A 23804-nucleotide genomic window follows, 5' to 3' on the forward strand; every position below is an offset into this window, starting at 1 on the left:
GCAACCGTGAAGGGCATGTCCAAGCGCATCGCATTCCTGACCGCGACCGAAGGCGTCGAGGAGGTCGAGCTCACCACGCCGTGGCAGGCCGCGACCGACGCCGGCCACACCGCCGACCTGCTCTCCACCGACGAGGGCGAGGTCCAGCTCTTCCAGCACCTCGACAAGTCGAGCACCCAGCGGGTCGACCGGCGCGTCTCCGACGTGGCCGTCGCCGACTACGACGCGCTGGTCCTGCCCGGAGGGGTCGCCAACCCCGACGCCCTCCGCATGGACGAGGAGGCGGTCGCCTTCGTCCGCGACTTCGTCGACTCCGGCAAGCCCGTCGCCGCCATCTGCCACGCCGCGTGGACCCTCGTCGAGGCCGACCGCGTGCGCGGCAAGCGGGTCGCCAGCTGGCCGAGCCTGCAGACCGACATCCGCAACGGCGGGGGCGAGTGGGTCGACGAGGAGGTCGTCGTCGACGGCAACCTCATCACCAGCCGCAACCCCGACGACATCCCGGCCTTCTCCCAGGCGCTGCTCGAAGCGCTCGGCTGAGGCTCACTCCACCAGCCAGCGCCCCAGCAACGTCCCGTCCTGCTCCAGCAGCAGGGTGGGGCGCAGGGGCACATCGACCTCTGCGCCGGCGGCGATGCGTACGGCGTCGCCGCCGGTCAGCTGCGGCACCACGGTCCAGCACAGCTCGTCGACCACCCCCGCGGCCAGCAGGTCGGCGAAGAGCGACGGCCCGCCCTCGCAGAGCTGCTCGGTCCAGCCCCGCTGGGCCAGCGCGGCCTTGAGCGCCGCCAGGTCGATCTGCTCCTCCCCGAGCACCAGCACGCAGTCGTCGCCGAGCCGCTCGCGCGCCCGCTCCAGCCCGGCCGAGGTGGCCACGGTCGCCATCAGCACCCGCCCGGGCGGCGCCGCGGCCAGGCTCGGCGGCACGTCGGCCGAGCGGCTGACGACGACGATCGGCACCCGCGGGACGTCGTACTCCTCCTCGCGCACGGTGCCGGCCCCGACCACGAGGCAGTGCGCCCGTCGCCGCAGAGCGTCGAAGACCCGCTTGTCGGCGGCGTTGTTGATCGTGCCGCTGAGCCCGTCGGAGCCGGTGGCCGCGCCGTCCACGGTGCTGACGAAGTTGACCCGCAGCCACGGCTCGCGGAGCGGTGTGTAGGCGGCCGCCAGCTCGTCGTCGGTCAGGTCGGCCAGGCGCTGCAGCTCGAGGGGCTCGGTCACGGCCTTCATCCTGCCGCCTACCCTGACGAGGGTGATCACCCTTGCGGACCTGGCCACCCTGCACGCCGAGCACGCCGGTGCCTGGGACAGCCCCGTGGCGCCGGTCGTCCTCGACGGTCCGAGAGGGCCGGTGTCGATCGGCGACGGCGCCGTCACGCTGATGGGCTGCATCAACCTCTCCCGCGACTCCACCTACCGCGAGAGCGTCGCCACCAGCCCTGCCGACGCCGTGCGCATGGGTCGCATCCAGGCCGCGCAGGGCGCCGCCGTGATCGACCTCGGCGCGGAGTCGAGCAACGCCGGCACGGCGCGGGTGACGCCGGCCGAGCAGATCGCCGGTCTCGTGCCCGCCGTGAAGCAGCTCGCGGCCGAGGCGGTCGTCTCGGTCGAGACCTACGAGCCCGAGGTGGTCCGGGCCTGCCTCGACGCCGGTGCCCGGGTCCTCAACATGACCGGTCGCGAGCACGAGGACCGGATGCTCGCCCTCGCCGCGGAGTACGACGCCGCCGTGATCATGTGCTTCGGCACCACGGCCAACGTGCGCGACATCGACGACGTGCCCCCCGACTCAGATCCGATGCCGGTGCTGCTCGACCACTTCGCGCCCCGGCTCGAGCACGCCCGCTCGCTCGGGGTGGACAAGGTCGTCGTCGACCCCGGCATGGGCTTCTACTACGGCAACCTCGTCGACCCGATCCCCCGCGCCCGCCACCAGGCCCGGGTGCTGGCCCAGACCTTCCGCCTCCGCCCCCTCGGCGTTCCCGCGTGCAACGCGCTGCCGCACACCTACGACCTGTTCGGCGACGAGTTCCGCAAGGCCGAGGGGTTCTACGGCGTCTTCGCCGCACTGGGCGGCGCCCACCTGCTCCGGGTCCACGAGGTCGCGCACCTGCGGGTGGTGCTGCGGGCGATGGCCGAGCTCGAGGTCCGCTGACCACCACCCTGCAGGCAGTTCGCGCGGCGGGTGCGCCGCACGCTCAGGCGACCAGCCCGTGGCGCCCCACCGCCTGCATGGCGCGCCACCGGACCACGTCCTCGAGCGACGCGCGCACGTCGTCCGGGCGGAGCATCACGTCTGGCCAGGAGAACCGGAGCACCACGAGCCCCGCCCGCGCCGCCGCGGTGTAGCGGTCGACGTCGCGCTGGAGCCCCACCCTCGACCAGTGGTGCGCGAACGACTCGGCCTCCACCACGTCCCCAGCACGCGGTCGAGCAGGTCGACGACCCCCGCCCGGCACACGACCCTGCGGGACGTCGCGGTCGACGACTCCTTCCCGGAGCGCCGAGTCGGCCACGCGGCAGGGTGGTCAGCCGGTGTAGCCCTGCGGGTTCTGCGACTGCCAGCGCCACGTGTCGGCGGCCATCTCGTCGACCGACTTCGTCGTGCTCCAGCCGAGCTCGCGGTTGGCCTTGGAGGGGTCGGCGTAGGAGACCGCGACGTCGCCGGGGCGCCGGGCGACGACCTCGTGGGGCAGCTCGCGACCGACCGCCCGCTCGAAGGCGCGCAGCAGCTCCAGGACGCTCGTGCCGTGGCCGGAGCCGAGGTTCCAGACGTTGACGCCGTCGCTCGTGGTGGCGAGCGCCTCGAGGGCGGCGACGTGGCCGGCGGCGAGGTCCTCGACGTGGATGTAGTCGCGCACGCCGGTGCCGTCGGGGGTGTCGTAGTCGTCGCCGAAGACGAGCAGCTTGTCGCGCTTGCCGACCGCCACCTGGGCGATGAAGGGCATCAGGTTGTTGGGGGTGCCCGAGGGGTCCTCGCCGATCGTGCCCGACTCGTGGGCGCCGACGGGGTTGAAGTAGCGCAGCAGGGCGAAGCGCATCTGCGGTGCCGCCGCGGCGACGTCGCGCAGGATCTGCTCCTGCATCACCTTGGTCCAGCCGTAGGGGTTGGTGGCGAAGGTGGGGCGGTCCTCGGTGGCACCGGCCTGGTCGGTGCCGTAGACGGTCGCGCTGGAGGAGAACACCAGCTTGTCCACGCCGTGGCGCTGCATCGCGCGCACGAGCGAGAACGTCGAGCCGAGGTTGTTCTCGTAGTAGTCGAGCGGCTTCTCGACGCTCTCCCCCACCGCCTTGTAGCCGGCGAAGTGGATCACCGCGTCGAACGCCTCGGCCGCGAAGAGGTGCTCGGTCTTGTCGCGGTCGCACAGGTCGAAGGAGTGCAGCGTGAGCGCCGTGCCGGTGAGCGACTCCATCCGACCGAGCACCGTGGGATGGGCGTTGCTGAAGTTGTCGACGATGACGACGTCGTGACCTGCAGCGACGAGCTGGACGACGGTGTGCGAGCCGATGTAGCCGGCACCGCCGCTGACGAGGATCTTCATGGCGCCACCCTAACGAGGAGCGTGCTGACACAATGCCGGGGTGCCGAGCGCTCTCATCACCGGAATCACCGGACAGGACGGTCTCTACCTCGCCGAGCTGCTGATCGAGAAGGGCTACGACGTCCACGGCCTGATCCGCGGCCAGAACAATCCGCGCCGCGCCCTGGTCGAGGACCTCGTCCCCGACGTCACGCTGCACCACGGCGACCTGACCGACCTGTCCAGCCTGATGCGGGCGATGCGCGACTCCGAGCCCGACGAGGTCTACAACCTCGGCGCGATCTCGTTCGTCGCCTACTCCTGGGAAAACGCCTTCGTCACCAGCGACGTCACCGGCATGGGCGTGCTCAACATGCTCGAGGCGGTGCGCCTCCACGCGGGCGACGACCCGTCCTCCATCCGCTTCTACCAGGCCTCGAGCTCGGAGATGTTCGGCAAGGTGCAGGAGGTCCCGCAGTCGGAGCGCACCCTGCTGTGGCCGCGCTCGCCCTACGGCGTGAGCAAGGTCTACGGCCACTACATGACGATCAACTACCGCGAGTCCTACGGCATGCACGCCTCGTCGGGCATCCTGTTCAACCACGAGTCTCCGCGCCGCGGCCCCGAGTTCGTGACCCGCAAGATCAGCCAGGCGGTCGCCCGGATCCACCTGGGCCAGCAGGACTCGATGGCCCTCGGCAACCTCGACGCCCGCCGCGACTGGGGCTACGCCGGCGACTACGTCGAGGCGATGTGGCGGATGCTCCAGCAGGACACCGCCGACGACTACGTCATCGCCACGGGCGAGACCTGGTCGATCCGCGACTTCCTCGACCTCGCCTTCGCGCATGTCGGCATCGACGACTGGGCCCGCTACGTCACCCAGGACCCCCGCTTCATGCGCCCGGCCGAGGTCGAGCTGCTCATCGGCGACGCCAGCAAGGCCAGGGACAGGCTCGGCTGGACGCCGAGCGTCTCGTTCGCCGAGCTGGTGGCGATGATGGTCGACGCCGACATCGCCGCCGCCAAGGCGGGTTGGTGACCGCAGCCGCCCTCATCACCGGCATCGGCGGGCAGGACGGCACCTACCTCGCCGAACGCCTGGTGGCCGAGGGCCTCGAGGTGCACGCGCTGGCGCTGGCGGGCGACGGCCACCCGGAGCACTGCCCGGCCGAGGTGGTGCTGCACACCGGCGACCTGGCCGACGTCGAGGGCACCCGACGGCTGGTGCGCGAGGTCGCGCCGCGCGAGGTCTACAACCTGGCCGCGATCAGCTCGGTGGCCCAGTCGTGGGACGAGCCCGACCGCACCGCGCAGGTCAACGGGCTGGCGGCGGTCGCGCTGATGGAGTCGGCGCGCCAGGTGCACGGCGTACGCCTGGTGCAGGCCTCGAGCGCCGAGATCTTCGGTGAGGCCGCCGACTCGCCCCAGACCGAGGACACCCCGGTGGCGCCGGTCAACCCCTACGGCGCCTCGAAGGCGTACGCCCACCTGTCCGCGCGCGTCTACCGCCAGCGCGACCTGCACGTCTCGAGCGCGATCCTCTACAACCACGAGTCGCCGCGCCGGCACCCGCGGTTCGTGACCCGCAAGATCACCTCGACGGTGGCCGCCATCGCCCGCGGCGAGGCCGACGAGCTGGTGCTCGGCAACGTCGACGTGCGCCGCGACTGGGGCTGGGCGCCCGACTACGTCGACGCCATGGTGCGCGCCGCCCGTGCCGACGAGCCCGGCGACTACGTCGTCGCGACCGGCACGGCCCACTCGGTGCGCGACTTCGTGGCTGCCGCCTTCGACGCCGCCGGCATCGGCGACTGGGAGCCGCTGGTGCGCCAGGACGCCGCGTTCTTCCGCCCCGCCGACCCGACCGAGCTCGTCGGCGACGCGAGCCGGGCGCACGAGGAGCTGGGGTGGGCGCCGACGGTCGACTTCGCTGAGATCGTGCGACGGATGGTGGCGGCCGACCTCGCCTGACCGACCGTCGAGTCGGCGCATCCTGGCCCCCTGACACCGTCGAGTCGGCGCGAGGATGCGCCGACTCGACGCGATGTCGGCGCGAGGATGCGCCGACTCGACGAGATTTCGGCGCGAGGATGCGCCAACTCGACGAGGGCGTCAGTCGAGCGGGATGTCCACCGAGTTGTCGCGCTCGACCGGGTCGGTGTCGCTCGGCACCTCGACCTCGCCCTCCTGGTCGAGGCTGAGCACGAGCTCGCGCTCGCCCACCTTGGTCCAGCCGATCGTGGTGCGGAAGTCGTCGCGCTCGAGCTGGGCCCACGGCTCGGAGGCATCGAGGCCATCGGCCGTGCGCGTCCACCCCGCCTCCTCGAGCGCCGTCGCCGCCCGGTCGACCTGCTCGCCCTCGGCACCCTCCCCGACGACGACCGCGGACGCCTTGTAGTCCTCGGCGCGGTAGGTCGACATGCCCTCGCTCTCGACGCGACCCTTGGCCCGCTCCAGGCTCAGCCCACTGTCGGAGAGCACCCCCGCCATGTCGCGCACCTCGGAGTCGACCGCGCTCTTCATCGACGCCAGGTCGTCGGCCGCCTGCTCGGGGTCGGGATCGCCGCAGGAGCCCAGACCGACGGCGAGGGTCAGTGCCAGCAGCAGGCGGAGCGGGAGCAGCGTCATGCGCCCCATCCTCACCGGTCGGGGCTCGTGTCGGAGCGGCCGGGCTGCCCCGCGGTCGGGTCGCGGTCCCACTCGGGGTCCTGCGGCGGGCCCCACCACGGGTCGTAGCTCTGCGCGGCCTCGTTGATTTGGTCGCCGTGCCCGTCGACGATCAGGCCGATGTTGTAGAGCGACTCGGTGTCCGGGTCGAGGTAGGAGCTGTGCGCGTCACCGGTGTTGCGGATCCAGCTGCGGTCGACGTCCTCGGCCTCGAACCGCTGGGCGCCGAAGTCCTCCGACGACGGGTCGGTGCCGAGCCCGAGGCCGAGCTTGCCGACCCACCCCTCGTCGCCCAGCACGGCGACGAGGTCGCGGCTGTCGCGGCCGACGTAGACGTGGTCGGACCCGGGCCCCAGGTCGTCGGCGTGGTCGGCCGGACCCGCGCCGGGACTGCCGATGAGCACCACCTCGTCGACGTCGGAGGCGTCGCCGTGCGTGGCGTACGCCGTCGTGGTGGAGCCGTAGCTGTGGCCGACGGCCGTCAGGTGGGCCGGGTCGTCGGGTCGCGAGGCGCGCAGGCCGTCGATGGCGTCGGCGAGGTTGCGCCCGCCCTCCTCGGCCCGCCCCTCGCTCAGCGTGGCCGGGTCGGTGGGGCCGTCGGGTGCGTCGTAGCCGAGCCAGAACATGGTCGCGACGCTCGACCCGTCGCCGTTGTAGCGCGTCGACTCGTAGAGGTTCATCATCCGGTCGGTGTAAGCGGTGGTGTCGCCCATGTCGGTGGTGATGCCGGGGGTGAACACCGCGACGTCGTCGGCGTGGTCGAGGTCGCCCACGGCGACCGCCACCCGCCCGTCGCCGTCGTAGGCGGCCGGGTCGTAGAGCCACAGCGTGCCGCCGGGACGCAGCGCCGGGTCGAGCGGATCGGTGTAGGCGTCGGCGTTGGCGAGCGCGTCACGCGCCTGGCCGGCGTTGGCGAGCACCCGGCGCTCGAGCGGCGAGATCGTGCCGTCGTCGTCCTTGGCCGCGAGGCGGGCGAGGTCGTCGTCGAGCAGCACGCGGTTGGCCTGATCGCGGGCGTCTGCGGGCAGTCCGTCGCCCTGGCCCACGCGCTCGGGGTAGGCCGCGATGACCGCCTCCCGCTCGGCCTCGCTGAGGCCGTCCCACCACCGCTGCACCTCCTCGGGCGTCGCGCCGCTGCCGGGGGCGCCGGGGCGGTTCATCGCCGACTCGGCCATCGGCGGGACGCCCCCGTCGGCGGAGAGCGACTCCGGGAGCGAGTCGGCGGCCTGGAAGACCTGGCGCAGCAGCGTCTCGTTGTCGCGCACCCGTCGCTGCAGGTCGTCGTCGTCGGCGACCAGGTCGGCGTAGTCGGCGCGCAGGTCGCGCGCCCGCTCGCGGAAGGCGGCGATCTCGGCGTCGGTGACCTCGGTCGCGGCGTCGATGTCGGCGATCAGCGCGGTGCGCCGCCCGTCCAGCGAGCGCTTGCGCTCGAGGAGGTCTTCGTGGGCGCGGAGCAGGTCGCGCAGCGTGTCGGCGAACGCGGTCACGCCGCGCCCGACCCGGCGCACCGTCGTCGCCATCGCGGAGTGCTCGCCGGACGCCACGCCCGACGCCTCCTTGTAGGCGTCGTAGGCGACGCCGGCCCAGCTGCCGAGGTCCTGCAGCTCGCGGCTCCTGTCGGCGAACTCCTCGTAGCGACCGGCCGCGGCGTAGATGGTGGTGGCGAGGGCGTCGGCGCCGCCCGCGTCGCCCTCGGGCTTCTTGATCTGCGCCGGGACGGAGGCCGGCACCTCGATGGTGACCGTCATCGCCGCGAGCCCAGCCGCGCGTCGAGGTCGCTGAACTGCCGGTCGGTCGCGTCGTCGGTGGTCGTGTAGTCGTCGGAGGTCGCGCGCAGCGCGCCCACGAACCCCTGCGCGATGGCGGCGCTCTCGCCGGCATAGCCGGCCCACCGGGACAGGAACGTCGTGGCCGCGCCCTGGACGCTCGGCGGGAGCGCGGACGCCGAGGCGCCGCCCAGCTCGCGCGACGAGGTGTCCATGAGGGCCTGCTGCGCCTCCCACCCCTCGGTGCCGCGGCGCAGGGACTCCATCTGCCAGACCAGCGGCTGGTCGCTCATCCCGCATCACCACCGACGGCCGCGGCGGCGGCGTCCTCGCCCACCACGACCAGCGCGGAGCGCACCCGCACCACCACGCGAGCGGTCGTCGGCACGAGCACCTGCACGTCCTCGCGCCCGAAGCGGCCCGGCCGTCCGGCCAGCACCCGGGGAATGCCGTCGGGCGGGGCCAGCACGTGCCAGCCGTCGGCCTCGGCGAGCAGCTGCTGCGCGCGCCCGAGCGCGGCCGAGGCGACGACCGGGTCGAGGTCGTCGAAGGTCGCGGTGCCCTGCCAGCGCAGCGTGCCCGGCTCGGACCCGGCGAACCAGGTGTCGTCGAGGTGGGCCGGCTCGCCCTCGAGGCCGAGTGCCGCCCACAGGGCGGCCATCCGGGCCCGCAGGTCGTCGCGTGCGGCGACCGGGTCGACCGCCGGCTCGTCGGCCGGGACGTCGGCCCGACGGGGCGGCTCGGGCGGCAGCACCACGAGGTCCACGTCGCCGTGGCGCCTCATGACCGTCGCCCAGAACGGGTCGAGGGCGACCGCGCGCGTGGCCCGAGGGCCCTGGGCGAACTCCAGACGTGTCGGCTCCGGCACCCGCTCCTCCTCACGTCGACTAGGTGTCATGTCCCCCGACGACGGGGAGTCGAAACGCGATCAGCCGTGCCGGAGCAGACCGAGCAGGTATTCGCCGTAGCCGCTCTTGCGCAGCGGCTCGGCGCGGGCGGCGAGCTCGTCGTCGGACAGCCACCCCATCCGCCAGGCGACCTCCTCGGGGGCGCCGACCTTGAAGCCCTGCCGGCCCTCGATCGTGCGTACGAAGTTGGAGGCGTCGTTGAGCGAGTCGAACGTGCCGGTGTCGAGCCACGCGGTGCCGCGGGGCAGCACCTCGACGTGCAGGCGGCCCTCCTCGAGGTAGCGGCGGTTGAGGTCGGTGATCTCGAGCTCCCCGCGCGCAGACGGCTTCAGCTCGGCGGCGTACTGGACCACGTCGTTGTCGTAGAAGTAGAGCCCCGGCACCGCGAAGTCGCTCTTGGGGTGCTCCGGCTTCTCCTCCAGCGACAGCGCGCGGCCCTGGTCGTCGAACTCCACGACGCCGTAGGCCCGCGGGTCGGCGACGTGGTAGCCGAAGACCGCGGCGCCGTCGAGCTCGGAGAAGCGCAGCAGCTGCTGGCCGAGGCCGGAGCCGTAGAAGATGTTGTCGCCGAGCACCAGCGCGGAGCGCTCGTCGCCGATGTGGTCGGCGCCGATGATGAACGCCTGCGCGAGGCCGTCGGGGCTGGGCTGCACCGCGAAGGTCAGGTCGATGCCGAACTGCGAGCCGTCGCCGAGCAGCCGGTGGAAGCCGTCGGCCTCGTGGGGCGTGGTGATGATCAGGACGTCACGGATGCCGGCGAGCATCAGGGTCGAGAGCGGGTAGTAGATCATCGGCTTGTCGTAGACCGGCACCAGCTGCTTGCTGATGCCCTGCGTGATCGGGTGCAGTCGGGAGCCGGTCCCACCGGCCAGGATGATTCCGCGCATGGCTGCACCCTAGGGCGTACGGGACGGGTGCCGGGATTCTCCAGGGCCGGCGCAGGTTTGGCACGATGTCGCGCATGCCGTCCTCCCGCCGCGCCGCCCCGCGGCGGATGATCCGGCCGGCGACGGTCGCGGGCGCGCTGCTCCTGGTGCTGGTGGGCCTGGCCCTGCTGGCCATCCCGTTCCTCTCCGCGCCGGGGCACGCCGAGGATGCCCGCGCCGAGCTGACGGCGGCCAAGGAGGCCCTCGACGCCGGCGACATCGACGACGCCGTCGCCGCCGTCGAGCGAGCCCGCTCGGAGACCGACGACCTCCAGGCGGCGGTGCAGGGAGTCGGCGGCGACGTGTGGAGCCGGGTGCCCGTCGCCGGCGGCGCACTGCGCGACGTGCGACGCCTCGGCAACGCGCTGGACCAGCTCGTCGGCGTGGCCGAGACCGGCGTACGCGTCCTGCCGCAGGTGCGCGGCGAGGAGTCGACCCTCCTCGACGGCGGCAACGTCGACCTCGACGTGCTCGAGTCGGTGATCGCCGACCTGCGCGCGGTCGGCGACCGGCTCTCCGACGCGCAGGCCGAGCTCGACGCGGTGGCCGACACGCGCCCGCTCGTCGGCGAACGGCTCGCCGAGGCAGCCGCCGACGCCCGGGCCGAGGTCGACCCGCTGGCCGACGGGCTCGACGCCGTCGACCCGCTGCTCACCCACCTGCCCACGATGCTCGGCCGCAATGCGAGTCGTCAGTACCTCGTGGCGTTGCTCAACCCTGCCGAGATGCTCTACTCCGGCGGCACCCCGCAGACCTTCGTGACCGTCGACCTCGACCGCGGCCGCCTGTCGATGGGCGAGACGCTCGACCTCTCGACCGCCCCGGGCGCGGCCCAGCCCCGCTACTGGCGCAAGGTCAAGGGCAACCCGCTGCACCGTGGGCAGGTGAAGCCGGCGCTGGCCACGATGGCGCCTGACTGGGCGGTCTCGGGCAACGAGCTGGCCAACGCCTGGCGCAGCCTGCGCGGGCGCCGGATGGCGGGCGTCGTCGTCATCGACGTGGTCGCCGTCTCGCGGCTGCTGGACGTCTCGGGCCCCCTCGAGGTGCCGGCCCTCGGCACGCTCACCGGTGACAACCTCGTCGAGAAGCTCATCGGCAGCTACGACGACTACCCCGAGCCCGCACAGCGCAAGGCCGTCAACCGCGCCCTCGCCCCGGTGTTCGTCGACCGGCTCCTGTCCGGCAACGACCCGGTCGGCACCGGCCGGGTGCTCGGCGAGGCAGCCGACCAGCGGCGCTTCGCCGTCTACCTCCGCAGCCCCGACGAGCAGGCGGTCGTCGACGACCTCGGGCTGACCGGCCGGCTCTCCGACACCGAGCACGACTACCTCGGCGTCTTCACGCAGAACAAGGTGCCCAGCAAGTCCGACTACTGGCAGCGACGCACCGTGAGCACCGACGTCGCGATCCGCGAGGACGGCAGCGCCCGCGTGCGGATGGAGATCGAGGTCCACAACGACTCCCCGCCCTACGCCCAGCCGCTGCCCGACCCCCGCGAGGGCTACTTCACCCGCTGGAACACCCTCAGCGTCGCGCCGTTCCTGCCGAAGGGCGCCACCTTCGACTCGGTGCAGGTCGACGGCGTGCCCCGCGAGGTCTCGCCGCGCAGCTTCTACGGTCGCTACTTCATCCGCCCGGAGATCGAGTTCGCCCCGCAGGCGCGCCACACCCTCGCGGTGACCTACGTCGTGCCCGCCGCCGCCGTGGACCGCGACGGCGCGCTCGCCTACCGGCTGGCCATCGACCCCCAGGGCATGGTCGACCCCCAGGACGTGCGGGTCACGGTGCGCTTCCCGCGCGGCTACGCCGTCGACGCGGAGCTGCCCGAGGGCTGGTCGAGCGCCGGCGGCCGGGTGGCGCGCTATCGCAGCGACGCGCTCGAGAGCGTCGAGTCGTACGAGGTCCTCGCCCACCCCTAGACTCCGCCGCATGGAACGCCTACTCGTGACCGGAGGCGCGGGGTTCATCGGATCGAACTTCGTGCACCACCTCCTCGAGCACACCGACCTCACGGTGACCGTGCTCGACAAGCTGACCTACGCCGCCTCCAAGGAGTCGCTGGCCGGGCTGCCCGAGGACCGGGTGCGGCTCGTCGTCGGTGACATCGCCGACGCCGACGTCGTCGACCCGCTGGTCGCCGACCACGACGCGGTCGTCCACTACGCGGCGGAGTCGCACAACGACAACTCGCTCAACGACCCGAGCCCGTTCGTCCACACCAACATCCTCGGCACCTTCACGATCCTCGAGGCCGTGCGCCGGCACGACAAGCGGCTCCACCACGTCTCGACCGACGAGGTCTACGGCGACCTCGAGCTCGACGACCCCAAGCGCTTCACCGAGGACACCCCCTACAACCCGTCGTCCCCCTACTCCGCCTCGAAGGCCGGCTCCGACCACCTGGTCCGCGCGTGGGTCCGCAGCTTCGGCGTCCGCGCGACGGTCTCCAACTGCTCCAACAACTACGGCCCATGGCAGCACATCGAGAAGTTCATCCCGCGCCAGATCACCAACGTGATCGACGGGATCCGGCCCAAGCTCTACGGGTCGGGCGAGAACGTCCGCGACTGGATCCACGCCGACGACCACTCCTCGGCCGTGCTGACGATCCTGGAGAAGGGCCGCATCGGAGAGACCTACCTGATCGGCGCCGACGGCGAGAAGAACAACCTCGAGGTCGTCCGCCTGATCCTCAAGCTGATGGGCCAGGCCGAGGACGCCTTCGACCACGTCAACGACCGCGCCGGGCACGACATGCGCTACGCGATCGAGTCGGGCAAGCTGCGCCACGAGCTCGGCTGGACGCCGCAGTTCCAGGACTTCGAGTCGGGCCTGGCCGACACCATCGAGTGGTACCGCACGCACGAGGAGTGGTGGCGCCCCCACAAGGACGCCACGGAGGCCAAGTACGCGGAGAAGGGCCAGTGACCCTCCCCTCCCTCGAGACCACCCCGATCCCGGGCCTCGTCGTCGTCCGCCTCGACCGGCGCGACGACGAGCGCGGGTTCTTCAAGGAGAACTGGCAGCGCGAGAAGATGCTCGCCATCGGGCTGCCCGACTTCGGCCCGGTCCAGAACAACGTCTCCTTCAACGGCGACCGCGGCGTGACGCGCGGCATCCACACCGAGCCGTGGGACAAGTTCGTCTCGCTGGCCACCGGCCGCATCTTCGGCGCCTGGGTCGACATGCGCGAGGGCGACACCTTCGGCGCGACGTTCACGCTCGAGATGGACACCTCGGTCGCGGTCTTCGTGCCGCGCGGCGTCGGCAACAGCTACCAGGTGCTCGAGGACGCCACGGCCTACACCTACCTCGTCAACGAGCACTGGCGCCCGGGCATCTCCTACCCCGCGCTGTCCCTTGACGACCCGACGGTCGCGATCCCGTGGCCGATCCCGTTGGCCGAGGCGATCATCAGCGAGAAGGACCAGCACAACCCGGCGCTGGACGCCTCGACCGCGATCCCGCCCAAGAAGACGCTCATCGTGGGCGCGCTGGGCCAGCTGGGCCGGGCGCTGCACGCCGCCCACCCGGACGCCGACCGGGTCGACCTCCGCGAGGACGAGGGCGTCACCGCGCTCGACCTCACCGACGCCGAGGCCGTCGCGGCCTGGCCCTGGCACGACTACGCCGTGGTGATCAACGCCGCGGCCTTCACCGCAGTCGACGCGGCCGAGACCACCGAGGGCCGGGTGGCCGCGTGGGCCGCCAACGCCACCGGGCCCGCCACGCTCGCCCGGCTCGCCCGCGAGCACCGCTTCACCCTGGTGCACCTGTCCTCGGAGTACGTCTTCGACGGCACCGCGCCGCTCGACCCCGGCCACACCGAGGACGAGCCGCTGTCGCCGCTGGGCGTCTACGCCCAGTCCAAGGCCGCCGGCGACCTCGCGGTGGGCCTGGCCCCGCGCCACTACCTGCTGCGCACGTCGTGGGTGATCGGCGAGGGCAACAACTTCGTGCGCACCATGCGCTCGCTCGCCGAGAAGGGCGTCTCCCCCAGCGTCGTCGACGACCAGGTGGGCCGGCTCACGTTCACCGACGAGCTCGTGCGCGCCATCGGCCACCTGCTCGACTCCGACGCCGCGTTCGGCACCTACAACGTCTCCAACGGCGGGCCGGCGATGTCGTGGCGCGAGATCGCCCAGGCGGTCTTCGAGCGGTCGGGCCGCAGCGCCGACGACGTGTCCGGCACGAGCACCGAGGCCTACGCCGACGGCGTACGCGCGCAGGGCAAGCCCTTCGCCCCGCGTCCGCTCCACTCGGCGATGTCGCTCGCCAGGATCCGTGCCACCGGCTTCGAGCCCGAGGACGCCATGGCCGCCCTCGACCGCTACCTCGCCACCTGAGCGGCGAGACCGGGCGTGGGTCTCACCGGCGCGAGGTGACCTCGGCGAGCGCCGGGCGCACGTCGGCCAGGTAGACGAGCGAGGCGATCGTGAAGACGAGGTGGATCAGCCCGAGCGGCGAGGAGCCGATGAGGATCAGCTGGGCCGCGAAGCCGAGCCCCGTGATCGCGCACCACGCCGGCTTGGTCAGCTTGCCGGCCGCCTCGTAGGCCTCGGCGGAGTAGGTGAGGGAGTTGATGAACGCGAAACCCTTGATCGCGAGCAGGGCGAGGAGCACCACCAGCATCAGCGTGCTCTCGAACGCGTAGATGTTCACCCGCTCAGCCTAGACGCCCGAGGCACGCCTGCGGAACGAACGAGGCCCCCGTCCCTGACGGACGGGGGCCTCGGCTCAGAACAGCAGCAGCTGCTCGTGGGGGTGGTCCCTTCAGTCGCCGACCTTCTCGGCCGCGTCGACGACGGCCTTGGCCGCGTTGGACGCCGTCGCGGTGGCAGCGGTCGCGGTGGCCTTGGCGCTGGCCTGCGCGGTGGCGCTCTTCTTCGCCGCGCTCTTGCGGGCGGTGGTCGCGGAGGCCTTCTTGGCCGCGGCCTTCCGCGTCGCCTTCTTGGCGGTCGGCCTGGGCGTGGGGGCGACCTTGGTGGCAGCGGTCTTGTCGGCCGCAGCCGTGGTGGCCTCGGCGGCCTTCTTGGCCTGGGTCGCGGTGGTCTTGGCCTTGGCGACGGTGGTGCGCGCCGACGACACGGTGGCCCGGGTCGACTCCTGGCCGCGGATGCGGCCCACGAGCGACTCGCCGCGCTTGACGAGGTCGGCGTAGGCGGCGTTGGCCGCGGAGACGTTGCCGTCGACCAGCGTGGTGACCTGCGCGGCGACCTGGGTGGTCACCCGGGCCGGGTAGGCCAGGGCCTCGGCCTGCAGCTCGGCGACGCGGGCCTCGACGGCGGCGCGGCGCGCCTGGGCCTGCTTGCGCAGCGCCTGCGGGTCGGTCGCGGTCCGCTGCACCTCGCTGACCCGGGTGGTGACGTCCTTCTGCACGGCGGCGACCCGCTTCTGCACGTCGGCCACCGCCTCACGGACGGCCTCGACGGCCAGGTCGGTGACGCCGACGCCGGCCAGGACGGGCTTGAGGGCTTCGCTCTTGAGGTCGCGCTTGGTGGTGGCCATGGGGCTCTCCTTGGGGTGGGTGCTGCCGGTGGTGTGCGGGCTCACGACTCGTCGGTCTCGTCGACGGGCCGTGTCGGTGCGTCTGGCTGTGCGTCTGCCTGGACTTCTGCCTGGACTTCTGTCGGTGCGGTGGCGGCGTCGCGCTCGTTGAGGGCGAGGAACGAGGCGTAGACGTCGAGGAGCGAGTGCTTCTGCCGCTCCGTCAGCGCCGTGTCGGCGAGGATCGCGAGCTCCACCGATCCGGCCTGGCCCGGGTCGGGATGGACGATGCCCGCGCGGACGTAGAGCTGCTCGGCACTGACGCGCAGCGCCCGGGCGAGCTGCTGGAGCACCTCGGCCGACGGCTTGCGCAGGCCACGCTCGATCTGGCTCAGGTAGGGGTTGCTCACGCCCACCTGGTCGGCGAGCTGGCGCAGCGACAGCTGGGCGCCGACCCGCTGCTCGCGGAGGTAGTCACCCAGCGTGCCGATCGAGTCGACGACCGCCTTGCTGGTCTTGGTGGTGGCCTTCGTGGTGGCCGTGGTGGTGGCCTTGGTGGCCCTGCGTGCGGTCGCGGTCGTGGCGGCGGTCTTCGAGGCGACCCTCGTGGTCTTCTTCTCCTTCGCCATGCCTCCAGTGTGCTAACAGGAGTTAGCAGAAACAAGCCCGATGGAGGTGAGTCCCCTCACAGAGTCCTCGACCCATGCGGCTTGTCGGCGCTAGCCGTCTGTTCGCAACGGTGCCGGCGGACCCCGCTCGACCTCAGAAGACGGCGCGGATCTCCCCGACCGGGACCCCGCCGCCGAGGAGGTCGACGCGCCCGGTCGTGCGCACCGCCGCGGCGTCCACCCCGTCCTCGTCGAGCACCCCCGAGCGCCGCAGCGCCTCGGCCATCAGCACGGGGCGCACCCGCGCCGCGCCGTCGTCGGTCTTGAGCGCCCAGGCACGACCGTCGGGGAGGGCGACGGCGTAGCAGGACTCGGCGCCGGCCTTGCCGATGAGTCCCGGCACCGCCCGGTGCAGGGCGAGCTCGTCGCGGGTGGTGCCGCTGACGTGCTCGGGGTGGCGCCGGATCGCGTCGGCGACACGGCGGGCCGGGCCGTCGTCCGCGGTGGCCAGTGCGGCGAACGCCCTCGCCAGGCCGGTCAGCGACGTGGAGAGCAGCGGCGCGCCGCACCCGTCGACCGCGACCGCCGCGATGGGCTCGCCGGTGAGCCGGGCGAAGGTGTCGGCGATCGCCACCTGCAGGGGGTGGGTCGGGTCGAGGTAGGTCTCGGTGTCCCAGCCGCGCAGGACGCAGGTCGCGAGCATGGCGGCGTGCTTGCCCGAGCAGTTCATCAGGATCGGCGCCCGTCCACCCCCGGCGCGTACGACGGCCTCCCGGGCCGCGTCGTCGAGCGGGTAGTCGGCCGGGGTCCGGAGCGCCGACTCGTCGAGGCCCGCGCTCGCCAGCGTGCGGCGTACGCCCTCGACGTGGAACTCCTCCCCGGAGTGCGAGGCGCACGCGAGTGCGAGGAGCTCGTCGGGCAGGTCGAGGCCGAGCTCGACCATCGCGAGCGCCTGGACCGGCTTGTTGCTCGAGCGCGGGAGGACGGGGACGTCGACCGCGCCCACCGACCAGTCGACGGCGCCGTCGGCGGTGAGGGCGACGATCGAGCCGTAGTGGTGGCCCTCGACGAAGCCCGAACGGACGATCTCGGCGACGACCGGCCGACCGGCCGGCGTGGTGGTGGAGGCGGCAGACGACATGTCCCGCAGGCTACTCACCGCGGCTCTGAGAGGATGCGCGGGTGATCCAGCACTGCCCCACGCCGACAGAGCTCGACGACCTGGAGCTCCTGGTCTCCGGCGCCTACGCCCCGCTGACCCGTTTCAACGAGCCGGACAGCGTGGTCACCCTCGACCTGCCCGACGGCGTGGACGACGCCGAGCTGGTCGACCCCGAGGGCCTGCCACTGGCCCGCGTCGCGGCCGACGGGTCGCTGGAGCCGCTGACGCACGCCCAGTACGGCCCCTTCCGCCGGCTGCACCTCACCCCCGCGCAGGTGCGCGAGCAGCACGCCGGCGCGACGTTCGTCCCGGTCGTCGATGCGCTGAGCGAGGCCGACCTCGACGAGCTGCGCGGTCTCGGCCGCGTGGTGCTGCTGGCGCTGTCGGGCACCGGCACCTCCCCCCTGTCCCCCGTCGCGCTGGTCCGCGCCACCCTCGCCGCGGCCGACCTGCTGCCGGACGCCGCGGTCGTCGCGGTGCCGCTGCCGGCCCACGGCGACGCCGAGGCCGACCACGCCCTGGGCGCCCGGGTGGTGCAGACCTACGCCGGCGACGACCCGGTCCACGCCCTCGCCGAGACCTCCGGCGACCTCCCCGCCGCCGTCGCCGCGATCGTCGACGAGGACCAGCCGGCTCCCGAGGAGCAGGGCCTCGTGCTCTTCTTCACCGGGCTGTCGGGCAGCGGCAAGTCGACGCTCGCCCGCGCGCTGGTCGACCTCCTGCTCGAGCAGGGCGGCCGCACGGTCACCAGCCTCGACGGCGACGTCGTACGCCGCAACCTGTCGGCCGGGCTCACCTTCAGCCGGGCCGACCGCGAGACCAACATCCGCCGCATCGGCTGGGTCGCCGCCGAGATCGCCCGCCACGGCGGCGTCGCGGTGTGCTCGCCGATCGCCCCGTTCGCCGAGACCCGCGACCAGGTGCGCGAGATGGTGGAGGCCGCCGGCGGCGCGTTCTTCCTCGTCCACGTCGCGACCCCCCTCGAGGAGTGCGAGCGCCGCGACCGCAAGGGCCTCTACGCCAAGGCCCGTGCCGGCGAGATCCCCGAGTTCACCGGCATCTCCTCGCCCTACGAGGAGCCCGACGACCCAGCCGTGCGCGTCGACACGACCGGGCGCACCGTCGAGGACGCGCTCGACGACGTCCTGGTCGCGCTCGACGAGGCCGGCTACCTCCACCTGCGGGGCACCGATGGGTGAGCCGCTGAAGGTGCTCTTCGTGTGCACCGCCAACATCTGCCGCTCGCCCTTCCTCGAGCTCACCGCGCGCCGCCTGGCCGGGCCCGACTCGGGTGTGGAGTTCTCCAGCGCGGGCACGCACGGCTTCGACAGCCACGCGATGGACGACGTCATGGTCTCCACCCTCGCCGAGGACACGTCGTCGGGCTTCGCGAGCCGCCGCCTCACCGCGCCGCTCATGGCCGAGGCCGACCTGGTGCTGACCGCGGAGTCCACCCACCGCAGCTTCATCCTGGAGGAGTTCCCCCAGCACCTCCGCAAGGTCTTCACCGTGGGCCAGTTCGCCGCCGCGGTGGAGGAGCACCCCGACCTCACCGGTCGCGAGCTGGTCGCGGCCGTCGGCGCCCGCCGTACGGCGGCGCGGCCCGAGCACGACATCGCCGACCCCTACCGGCGCGGGCGATCGGCGGCGGACACCGCGGCCGACACAATGTCGAGAATGCTGAGCGTGATCGTCCCCCGGCTGGCCACAGGAGGCTCCGATGGCTGAGCTGCTGACCCTCACCGCCCTCTCGATCCTCGTCGCCGGCTTCGTCGTCGGCGTCGTCGTCGGTCTGACCGGCATGGGCGGCGGCGCCCTGATGACCCCCGCCCTGCTGTTCCTGGGCGTGGGAGAGGCCGCCACGGTCGTGACCGCCGACCTCACCGCGGCGGCCGTCTACAAGACCGGCGGCGCGATCGTGCACAAGCGCGAGGGCTCGCCCAACATGCGCCTGGCCATGTGGCTGATGATCGGCTCCATCCCGATGGCGCTGCTCGGGCCACACCTGGTGGCGTGGCTCACCGACGACACCGAGCAGCTCAACCACGTGCTGATCATCAGCATCGGCTTCGCCCTCCTGCTGGCGGCGGCGACCTACGCCCTGCGCCTCTACGTCAACCTGCTCCGGGTCCGCTCGGGCACCCACGTCCACGACGACGACCCGACGATCCGCGTGGTCCCGACGCTGCTGGTCGGCATGCTGGGCGGACTGCTGGTGGGCATCACCAGCGTCGGCTCCGGCTCGGTCATCATGATCGCCCTGCTGATGCTCTACCCCGGCCTGTCCGCGGTGAAGCTCGTCGGCACCGACCTGGTCCAGGCGGTGCCCCTCGTGCTCGCGGCCGCGATCTCCAACATCGCGCTCCACGGCATCGACTGGGGGATCCTGATCCCGCTCGTCATCGGCTCGGTGCCCGGCACGATCATCGGCGCCCACCTCGCCCCGCGCGTGCCCCAGTCCTTCATCCGCCGGGGCATCGTCATCGTGCTGACGATGAGCGGCGTCGCGCTGCTCGACAAGTCCGGCTGGGCCCCGCTCGGCGTCGAGGAGACCCACCCCATGCTGATCGCCGGCATCGGCCTGGCCGTCCTGGTGGTGCTTCCCATCGTGTGGGGCTTCCTGCGCAAGCAGCAGGGGCTCCCGATGTTCGGCTCGCCGACCATCGCCCAGCTCGACGACCCCGACTACCGTCCCGGGCTCGTGGGGATGAAGAAGGTCGACCGGGAGTAGAGCAGGCGACGTCCCCGCTGCACGCCACGATGACGGGCGAGGACCACACCACCCCTATTCTTTGCGAAGTTTCGTTGACAACAGGGGGAAGTGAAGCGTGGAGCTGCAGGACTACTGGCGCACCGTCCGACGGCGGTGGCGGCTGGTTCTCGGGAGTGTTCTGATCGTCCTGGCGGTCGCCGCGGTGTGGACCTGGTCGGTGACCCCGACCTATGCCTCCACCACCCGGATCTTCGTCTCGACAAGCCAGACCGACGAGAACAGCGCCTACACCGGCAACCTCTTCGCCACCCAGCGCGTGGCGTCCTACGCCGACCTGGTGACCAGCAACCAGCTCGCCGAGCGCGTGGCCGCCGAGCTCGGCGACACCGACGCGATGGACCTGCGCGAGCAGGTCACCGCCTCGGCCGTCCCGGAGACGGTGCTGCTCGAGATCGAGGCCGTCGACGCCGACCCCGAGCGCGCCCGCGACATCGCGCAGGTCTACGCCGAGCAGCTGCAGCTCCTCGTGGAGGAGCTCGAGACGCCCCGCGGCGAGACCGCGGCCGTCGTCAAGGCGACCCTCATCGACGACGCCCAGGTCGCCCGCTCCCCCGTCGCGCCGCAGCCGCTGCGCAACCTGGCGCTCGCCGGCATCCTCGGGCTCCTCCTGGGTGTCGGCCTGGCCGTGGCGCGCGAGCTCCTCGACACCAGCGTGAAGGGCGCCGACGACGTCGCCGAGATCACCTCGGCCCCCGTCCTCGGCAACATCTTCCAGGACAACGACGCCAAGCGCTCGCCCCACGAGGTGCTGTCGACCGCGACGCCGTGGGCCGAGGCCTTCCGCGTGCTGCGCACCAACATGCAGTACGTCGACGTCGACAAGGAGCAGAAGGTCTTCGTGATCACCAGCTCGCTGCCGGGCGAGGGCAAGAGCACCACCGCGGTCAACCTCGCGGTCACGCTCACCCAGGCCGGCCAGCGGGTGGCGCTCGTCGAGTGCGACCTCCGCCGCCCGCTCATCGCCGACCGGCTCGAGCTCGACGACGCCATCGGCACCACCAGCGTCCTGATCGGCAAGGTCAGTGCCGAGGACGTCATGCAGCAGTACGCCGACACGTCGCTCGACGTCATGGTGTGCGGCCAGATCCCGCCCAACCCGTCGGAGCTGCTGCAGTCCCAGGCGATGGAGATGCTGCTGCTCGAGCTGCGCACACGCTACGACGTCGTGATCCTCGACGCCCCGCCGCTGCTGCCGGTGACCGACGCCGCGCTGCTCGCCACCCGCGCCGACGGTGCGGTCGTCGTGGTCAGCCACGGGCGGACGACCCGCGACCAGCTGTCGACCGCCATCGAGCGCCTCGACTCGGTCGGCGCCACCACGCTCGGCGTGGTCGTCAACCAGACGCCGGCCAAGGCCGCCTCCAGCGGCTACGGCTACGGCTACGGCTACGCCCCGCTCGACGACGCCGCCGCGGCCGGGGGCGGCAAGCGCCGCCGGCGCTGACCGCCGGCAGGACCCGGACGGCTCAGGCGAGCCCGAGCAGCTCGCGGCACTGGGCGGACGTCATCGGCGTACGCTGCGCGATCCGGCCGAGGTCGACCGCGCGCTCGACGAGCTGGGCGTTGGACTCCACCGGCACGCCGCGGCTGATGGTGAGCACGTCCTCCATGCCCACGCGGAGGTGCCCGCCCATCGACAGCGAGGCCATCGCGACCGCGAGGGTCGAGCGGCCGATGCCGGTGGCCGACCACGACGTGACCTCCGGCGGCAGCGCGGCCACGCCCGCGACCAGCGCCGGGGCCGTGCCGGGCATGCCGCCGGGCACGCCCATGACGAAGTCGACGTGCACCCTGCCACCGGCCGGGACGCCGTACTGCCGGATCAGCCGGCCGAGGGCGTGCACCTGGCCGAGGTCGAACAGCTCGAACTCCGGGGCGACCCCGCGCGCGAGGGCGAGCTGGTAGAGGTCCTGGACGAAGGGCCAGGGGTTGAGGAAGACGTCGTCGCCGAAGTTGGTGGTGCCCATCGTCAGCGAGCACGAGTCGGGCTCGGCGTCGAGCACCGTCAACCGCTCGTCGAGCGGGTCGTGCACCGAGCCGCCGGTGGAGAGCTGGACGACGAGCGAGGACGACTCGCGCACCGCAGCGACCCACTCGCGCAGCAGCGCCTGGTCGAGCGTCGGCTGGTGGGAGGAGTCGCGCACGTGGAGGTGGATCATCGCCGCGCCGGCGGCCTCGCACTCGGCCGCGGTGCGCGCGATCTCCTCCGGGGTGGTGGGGAGCTGCGGGCAGTCGGCCTTGGCGGTCTCGGCCCCGGTGGGGGCGACCGTGATCAGCAGGTGGTCGGCGGGTGAGGCAGGCATGGCGGCATCCTTGCACCATGCGTGCGGTCATCCAGCGGGTCCTCTCCGCCAGCGTCCGGGTCGACGACGAGGTGGTCGGCGAGCTCGACCGACCCGGGCTGCTGGTCTACCTCGGCGTGACGCACGACGACGGGACCGCCGAGGTCGCCTGGGTCGCGCGCAAGATCTGGGACCTCCGCCTGCTGCGCGACGAGCGGAGCGCCAGCGACGTCGGCGCGCCGGTGCTGGTGGTCAGCCAGTTCACGCTCTACGGCGACGCGCGCAAGGGCCGCCGACCCACCTGGCAGGCCGCCGCGCCGGGCCCGGTCAGCGAGCCGCTCTACGACGCCGTCTGCGCCGAGCTCGAGCGGCTCGGCGCGCACGTCGAGCGCGGCCGCTTCGGCGCCGACATGCGCGTCGCGAGCGTCAACGACGGCCCGGTCACGCTCGTCCTCGACTCGCCGTAGGCCGCCGACCCGTGGGCACTACCGCTTCGGGCCGGTCTCCCAGACCCGCACCCAGTCGACCTCCATCGTCTCGGGCAGCTCGCCGTCGAAGCGGGGCAGCTCGTAGTCGGAGGACAGCAGGCTGAGGATGAGGAACTCCGGGCGCCCGGCCGTCGGCCCCTCGAGCCGCTGGGTGACCCGGTCGTCGATGCGGAACACGTACTCGTCGGGCGTCCACTCCAGCGAGAACACGTGGAACTGCTCGGCCCAGTCGTCGCCGAGCTCCTTCGCGTCCGGGAGCCAGCCACCGACGGTCTGCTTCTTCCCGGCCTTGTCGAGGTAGTAGGTGAAGCTGGTCAGGCCGCCCTCGGGGTGGCCGCCGCCGAAGTACTCGATGACGTCGATCTCGGCGCCGCCCTTCTTGGGGCCCCCGCTGCGCTGCCCGCCGACGGCCTGCATCCAGAACGCCGCGTGCTGACCGCGAGCCGCCTGGGTCTTGATGCGCGCGGCCGCGAAGCCGTAGGTGAAGCCCACGGTCCCCTCGGTGCCGACGTGGCCGTTGAGGCGGTAGGGGAACTTCTTGCGGCGCCCGGGCAACGTGCACACGTCGCCCTTGCGGTCCGGGTCCTCGAGCACGCTGAGCCGCAGCACGCCGTCGGTCACCTCGGCGGCGTCCGAGCTGGCGCGCGAGCAGGTGCGTACGCCGATGTAGCCCTGGTCGCGGGTCACCCACGTCGCGCCCTCGACGTCGACGGAGTCGTCGTCGAAGTCGTCGGTGAACGTCGCCGCGGGGGCGTCGTCGGTCGAGACCTCGGCGCCGATCGCGTCCTCGCCCTCCCCGACCACCACGTGCAGGTCACCGGACGCGCGGCTGGTCAGGGAGACCCACCCCGTGGCGTCGGTCTCCTCCTCGTCGACCTCGGTCCAGCCGTCGTCCGTGCGGGCGACGAGGGTCACGGTCGTCCCCTCGTCGACGTCGGCGACGGTGGCGTCGACCAGCCACGCCGCGTCGTCGGCGGCCTCGACGTCCTCGCCGTTGGCCGCGAGCTGCGGCAGTACGTCCGCCGTCACGTCGTCGCTCCGCTCGTAGGACGGCGGCGCGGCCTCGCCGTCACCGCTCGAGGAGCAGCCGGCGGTGACGAGCGCCACGCCCAGGGAGCAGGCGACCAGGGCGCGCCCCCGCGTGCGGGAGCGGGGAACGAGTCGGGGAGTGCGGCTCATCCTCCGAGTCTGTCCGACCGTGCCCGGCAGTGCG

At 72.7% G+C, this 23804-nt stretch carries 26 protein-coding genes; 12 read left to right on the forward strand and 14 right to left on the reverse strand.

The genetic code is table 11. The features are described from left to right. Positions 1-15 precede the first annotated feature (15 nt). Positions 16-540: a type 1 glutamine amidotransferase domain-containing protein gene (locus AC54T2_RS01730; RefSeq protein WP_186339225.1), complete on the forward strand. Its 525-nt coding sequence runs from the start codon at positions 16-18 to the stop codon at positions 538-540. Positions 541-543: 3 nt separating this feature from the next. Here the strand turns inward: AC54T2_RS01730 and AC54T2_RS01735 are convergent, their stop codons facing one another. Beyond that, positions 544-1221, reverse strand: a complete 678-nt coding sequence (locus tag AC54T2_RS01735; protein ID WP_496665362.1) for a dihydrofolate reductase family protein — start codon at positions 1219-1221, stop codon at positions 544-546. A gap of 31 nt (positions 1222-1252) precedes the next feature. On the opposite strand from AC54T2_RS01735, the gene AC54T2_RS01740 reads away from it, so the two are divergent. Next, on the forward strand, positions 1253-2155 hold the full coding sequence (locus AC54T2_RS01740) for a dihydropteroate synthase (protein ID WP_496665363.1): 903 nt from the start codon (positions 1253-1255) through the stop codon (positions 2153-2155). 43 nt (positions 2156-2198) lie between these two features. On the opposite strand, the gene AC54T2_RS01745 is transcribed toward AC54T2_RS01740, so the two are convergent. Both AC54T2_RS01745 and galE read right to left on the reverse strand, forming a co-directional pair. Further along, on the reverse strand, positions 2199-2414 hold the full coding sequence (locus tag AC54T2_RS01745) for a putative endonuclease domain-containing protein (RefSeq protein ID WP_496665364.1): 216 nt from the start codon (positions 2412-2414) through the stop codon (positions 2199-2201). A 114-nt stretch (positions 2415-2528) separates the two neighbouring features. After that, a complete protein-coding gene (galE, locus tag AC54T2_RS01750; RefSeq protein WP_496665365.1) occupies positions 2529-3542 on the reverse strand; it encodes a UDP-glucose 4-epimerase GalE in 1014 nt (337 codons plus the stop codon). A 40-nt stretch (positions 3543-3582) separates the two neighbouring features. Between galE and gmd the strand changes: the two genes are divergently transcribed. Then, positions 3583-4563 (forward strand): GDP-mannose 4,6-dehydratase, encoded by a 981-nt coding sequence (gene gmd, locus AC54T2_RS01755; protein ID WP_496665366.1) that lies wholly within the window; start codon positions 3583-3585, stop codon positions 4561-4563. Beyond that, positions 4560-5495, forward strand: a complete 936-nt coding sequence (locus tag AC54T2_RS01760) for a GDP-mannose 4,6-dehydratase (protein WP_489975227.1) — start codon at positions 4560-4562, stop codon at positions 5493-5495. The genes gmd and AC54T2_RS01760 overlap by 4 nt, the downstream gene beginning before the upstream one ends. A 141-nt stretch (positions 5496-5636) precedes the next feature. On the opposite strand, the gene AC54T2_RS01765 is transcribed toward AC54T2_RS01760, so the two are convergent. From AC54T2_RS01765 to rfbA, 5 genes are read right to left on the reverse strand one after another with little or no spacing between them, the layout of a single operon-like run. Then, entirely contained in the window at positions 5637-6152 is a 516-nt protein-coding gene (locus AC54T2_RS01765) for a hypothetical protein (RefSeq protein WP_186339232.1), read from the reverse strand. An 11-nt stretch (positions 6153-6163) separates the two neighbouring features. Next, the gene (locus AC54T2_RS01770) at positions 6164-7939 is read right to left on the reverse strand and encodes an alpha/beta hydrolase (RefSeq protein WP_496665367.1); all 1776 of its coding nucleotides are present in this window, start codon (positions 7937-7939) and stop codon (positions 6164-6166) included. Continuing rightward, positions 7936-8250: a hypothetical protein gene (locus AC54T2_RS01775; protein WP_489975230.1), complete on the reverse strand. Its 315-nt coding sequence runs from the start codon at positions 8248-8250 to the stop codon at positions 7936-7938. The genes AC54T2_RS01770 and AC54T2_RS01775 overlap by 4 nt, the downstream gene beginning before the upstream one ends. Then, positions 8247-8825: a hypothetical protein gene (locus AC54T2_RS01780; protein WP_186339235.1), complete on the reverse strand. Its 579-nt coding sequence runs from the start codon at positions 8823-8825 to the stop codon at positions 8247-8249. Before AC54T2_RS01780 ends, AC54T2_RS01775 begins: the two co-directional genes overlap by 4 nt. A gap of 60 nt (positions 8826-8885) precedes the next feature. Continuing rightward, complete coding sequence (rfbA, locus tag AC54T2_RS01785; protein ID WP_186339236.1) at positions 8886-9752, reverse strand: glucose-1-phosphate thymidylyltransferase RfbA; 867 nt, start codon at positions 9750-9752, stop codon at positions 8886-8888. A 74-nt stretch (positions 9753-9826) separates the two neighbouring features. Here rfbA and AC54T2_RS01790 point away from each other — a divergent pair, with 74 nt between their 5' ends. The 3 genes from AC54T2_RS01790 to AC54T2_RS01800 are packed head-to-tail and all read left to right on the forward strand — an operon-like array spanning position 9827 to position 14137. Further along, positions 9827-11710 carry a DUF4012 domain-containing protein gene (locus tag AC54T2_RS01790; protein ID WP_496665368.1) on the forward strand — a complete coding sequence of 628 codons (1884 nt, stop codon included), beginning with the start codon at positions 9827-9829 and terminating at the stop codon, positions 11708-11710. Positions 11711-11720: 10 nt separating this feature from the next. Further along, complete coding sequence (gene rfbB, locus AC54T2_RS01795; RefSeq protein WP_489975233.1) at positions 11721-12719, forward strand: dTDP-glucose 4,6-dehydratase; 999 nt, start codon at positions 11721-11723, stop codon at positions 12717-12719. Further along, positions 12716-14137, forward strand: coding sequence for a sugar nucleotide-binding protein (locus AC54T2_RS01800; protein ID WP_186339239.1), 1422 nt, complete (start codon positions 12716-12718; stop codon positions 14135-14137). The genes rfbB and AC54T2_RS01800 overlap by 4 nt, the downstream gene beginning before the upstream one ends. 22 nt (positions 14138-14159) lie before the next feature. Here AC54T2_RS01800 and AC54T2_RS01805 read toward each other — a convergent pair whose 3' ends face one another. The 4 genes from AC54T2_RS01805 to AC54T2_RS01820 all read right to left on the reverse strand — a co-directional run bounded on the left by AC54T2_RS01805 (position 14160) and on the right by AC54T2_RS01820 (position 17027). Continuing rightward, the gene (locus tag AC54T2_RS01805; RefSeq protein ID WP_186339240.1) at positions 14160-14453 is read right to left on the reverse strand and encodes a DUF2516 family protein; all 294 of its coding nucleotides are present in this window, start codon (positions 14451-14453) and stop codon (positions 14160-14162) included. Positions 14454-14564: 111 nt separating this feature from the next. Beyond that, positions 14565-15299 carry a hypothetical protein gene (locus AC54T2_RS01810; protein WP_489975235.1) on the reverse strand — a complete coding sequence of 245 codons (735 nt, stop codon included), beginning with the start codon at positions 15297-15299 and terminating at the stop codon, positions 14565-14567. A 41-nt stretch (positions 15300-15340) separates the two neighbouring features. Then, on the reverse strand, positions 15341-15907 hold the full coding sequence (locus AC54T2_RS01815) for a helix-turn-helix domain-containing protein (protein ID WP_496665369.1): 567 nt from the start codon (positions 15905-15907) through the stop codon (positions 15341-15343). A 133-nt stretch (positions 15908-16040) separates the two neighbouring features. Then, complete coding sequence (locus AC54T2_RS01820) at positions 16041-17027, reverse strand: asparaginase (protein ID WP_186339243.1); 987 nt, start codon at positions 17025-17027, stop codon at positions 16041-16043. Between the two features lie 41 nt (positions 17028-17068). Between AC54T2_RS01820 and cysC the strand changes: the two genes are divergently transcribed. The 4 genes from cysC (at position 17069) to AC54T2_RS01840 (ending at position 21265) form a co-directional block, all read left to right on the forward strand. Then, the gene (cysC, locus tag AC54T2_RS01825; RefSeq protein WP_496665370.1) at positions 17069-18247 is read left to right on the forward strand and encodes an adenylyl-sulfate kinase; all 1179 of its coding nucleotides are present in this window, start codon (positions 17069-17071) and stop codon (positions 18245-18247) included. After that, a complete protein-coding gene (locus AC54T2_RS01830; protein WP_496665371.1) occupies positions 18240-18776 on the forward strand; it encodes an arsenate reductase/protein-tyrosine-phosphatase family protein in 537 nt (178 codons plus the stop codon). Before cysC ends, AC54T2_RS01830 begins: the two co-directional genes overlap by 8 nt. Beyond that, entirely contained in the window at positions 18769-19779 is a 1011-nt protein-coding gene (locus AC54T2_RS01835; RefSeq protein ID WP_489975240.1) for a TSUP family transporter, read from the forward strand. The genes AC54T2_RS01830 and AC54T2_RS01835 overlap by 8 nt, the downstream gene beginning before the upstream one ends. 97 nt (positions 19780-19876) lie before the next feature. Further along, positions 19877-21265 (forward strand): tyrosine-protein kinase domain-containing protein, encoded by a 1389-nt coding sequence (locus AC54T2_RS01840; protein WP_496665372.1) that lies wholly within the window; start codon positions 19877-19879, stop codon positions 21263-21265. 22 nt (positions 21266-21287) lie between these two features. On the opposite strand, the gene AC54T2_RS01845 is transcribed toward AC54T2_RS01840, so the two are convergent. Further along, positions 21288-22124: a beta-keto acid cleavage family enzyme gene (locus tag AC54T2_RS01845; protein WP_496665373.1), complete on the reverse strand. Its 837-nt coding sequence runs from the start codon at positions 22122-22124 to the stop codon at positions 21288-21290. Between the two features lie 17 nt (positions 22125-22141). On the opposite strand from AC54T2_RS01845, the gene dtd reads away from it, so the two are divergent. Then, the gene (gene dtd / locus AC54T2_RS01850; protein ID WP_489975243.1) at positions 22142-22570 is read left to right on the forward strand and encodes a D-aminoacyl-tRNA deacylase; all 429 of its coding nucleotides are present in this window, start codon (positions 22142-22144) and stop codon (positions 22568-22570) included. Between the two features lie 18 nt (positions 22571-22588). Here the strand turns inward: dtd and AC54T2_RS01855 are convergent, their stop codons facing one another. Continuing rightward, entirely contained in the window at positions 22589-23770 is a 1182-nt protein-coding gene (locus AC54T2_RS01855) for a glycoside hydrolase family 16 protein (protein WP_496665374.1), read from the reverse strand. Between the last annotated feature and the right edge of the window lie 34 nt (positions 23771-23804).

The sequence above is a fragment of the Nocardioides sp. Z35_8 genome (genome assembly GCF_059621125.1).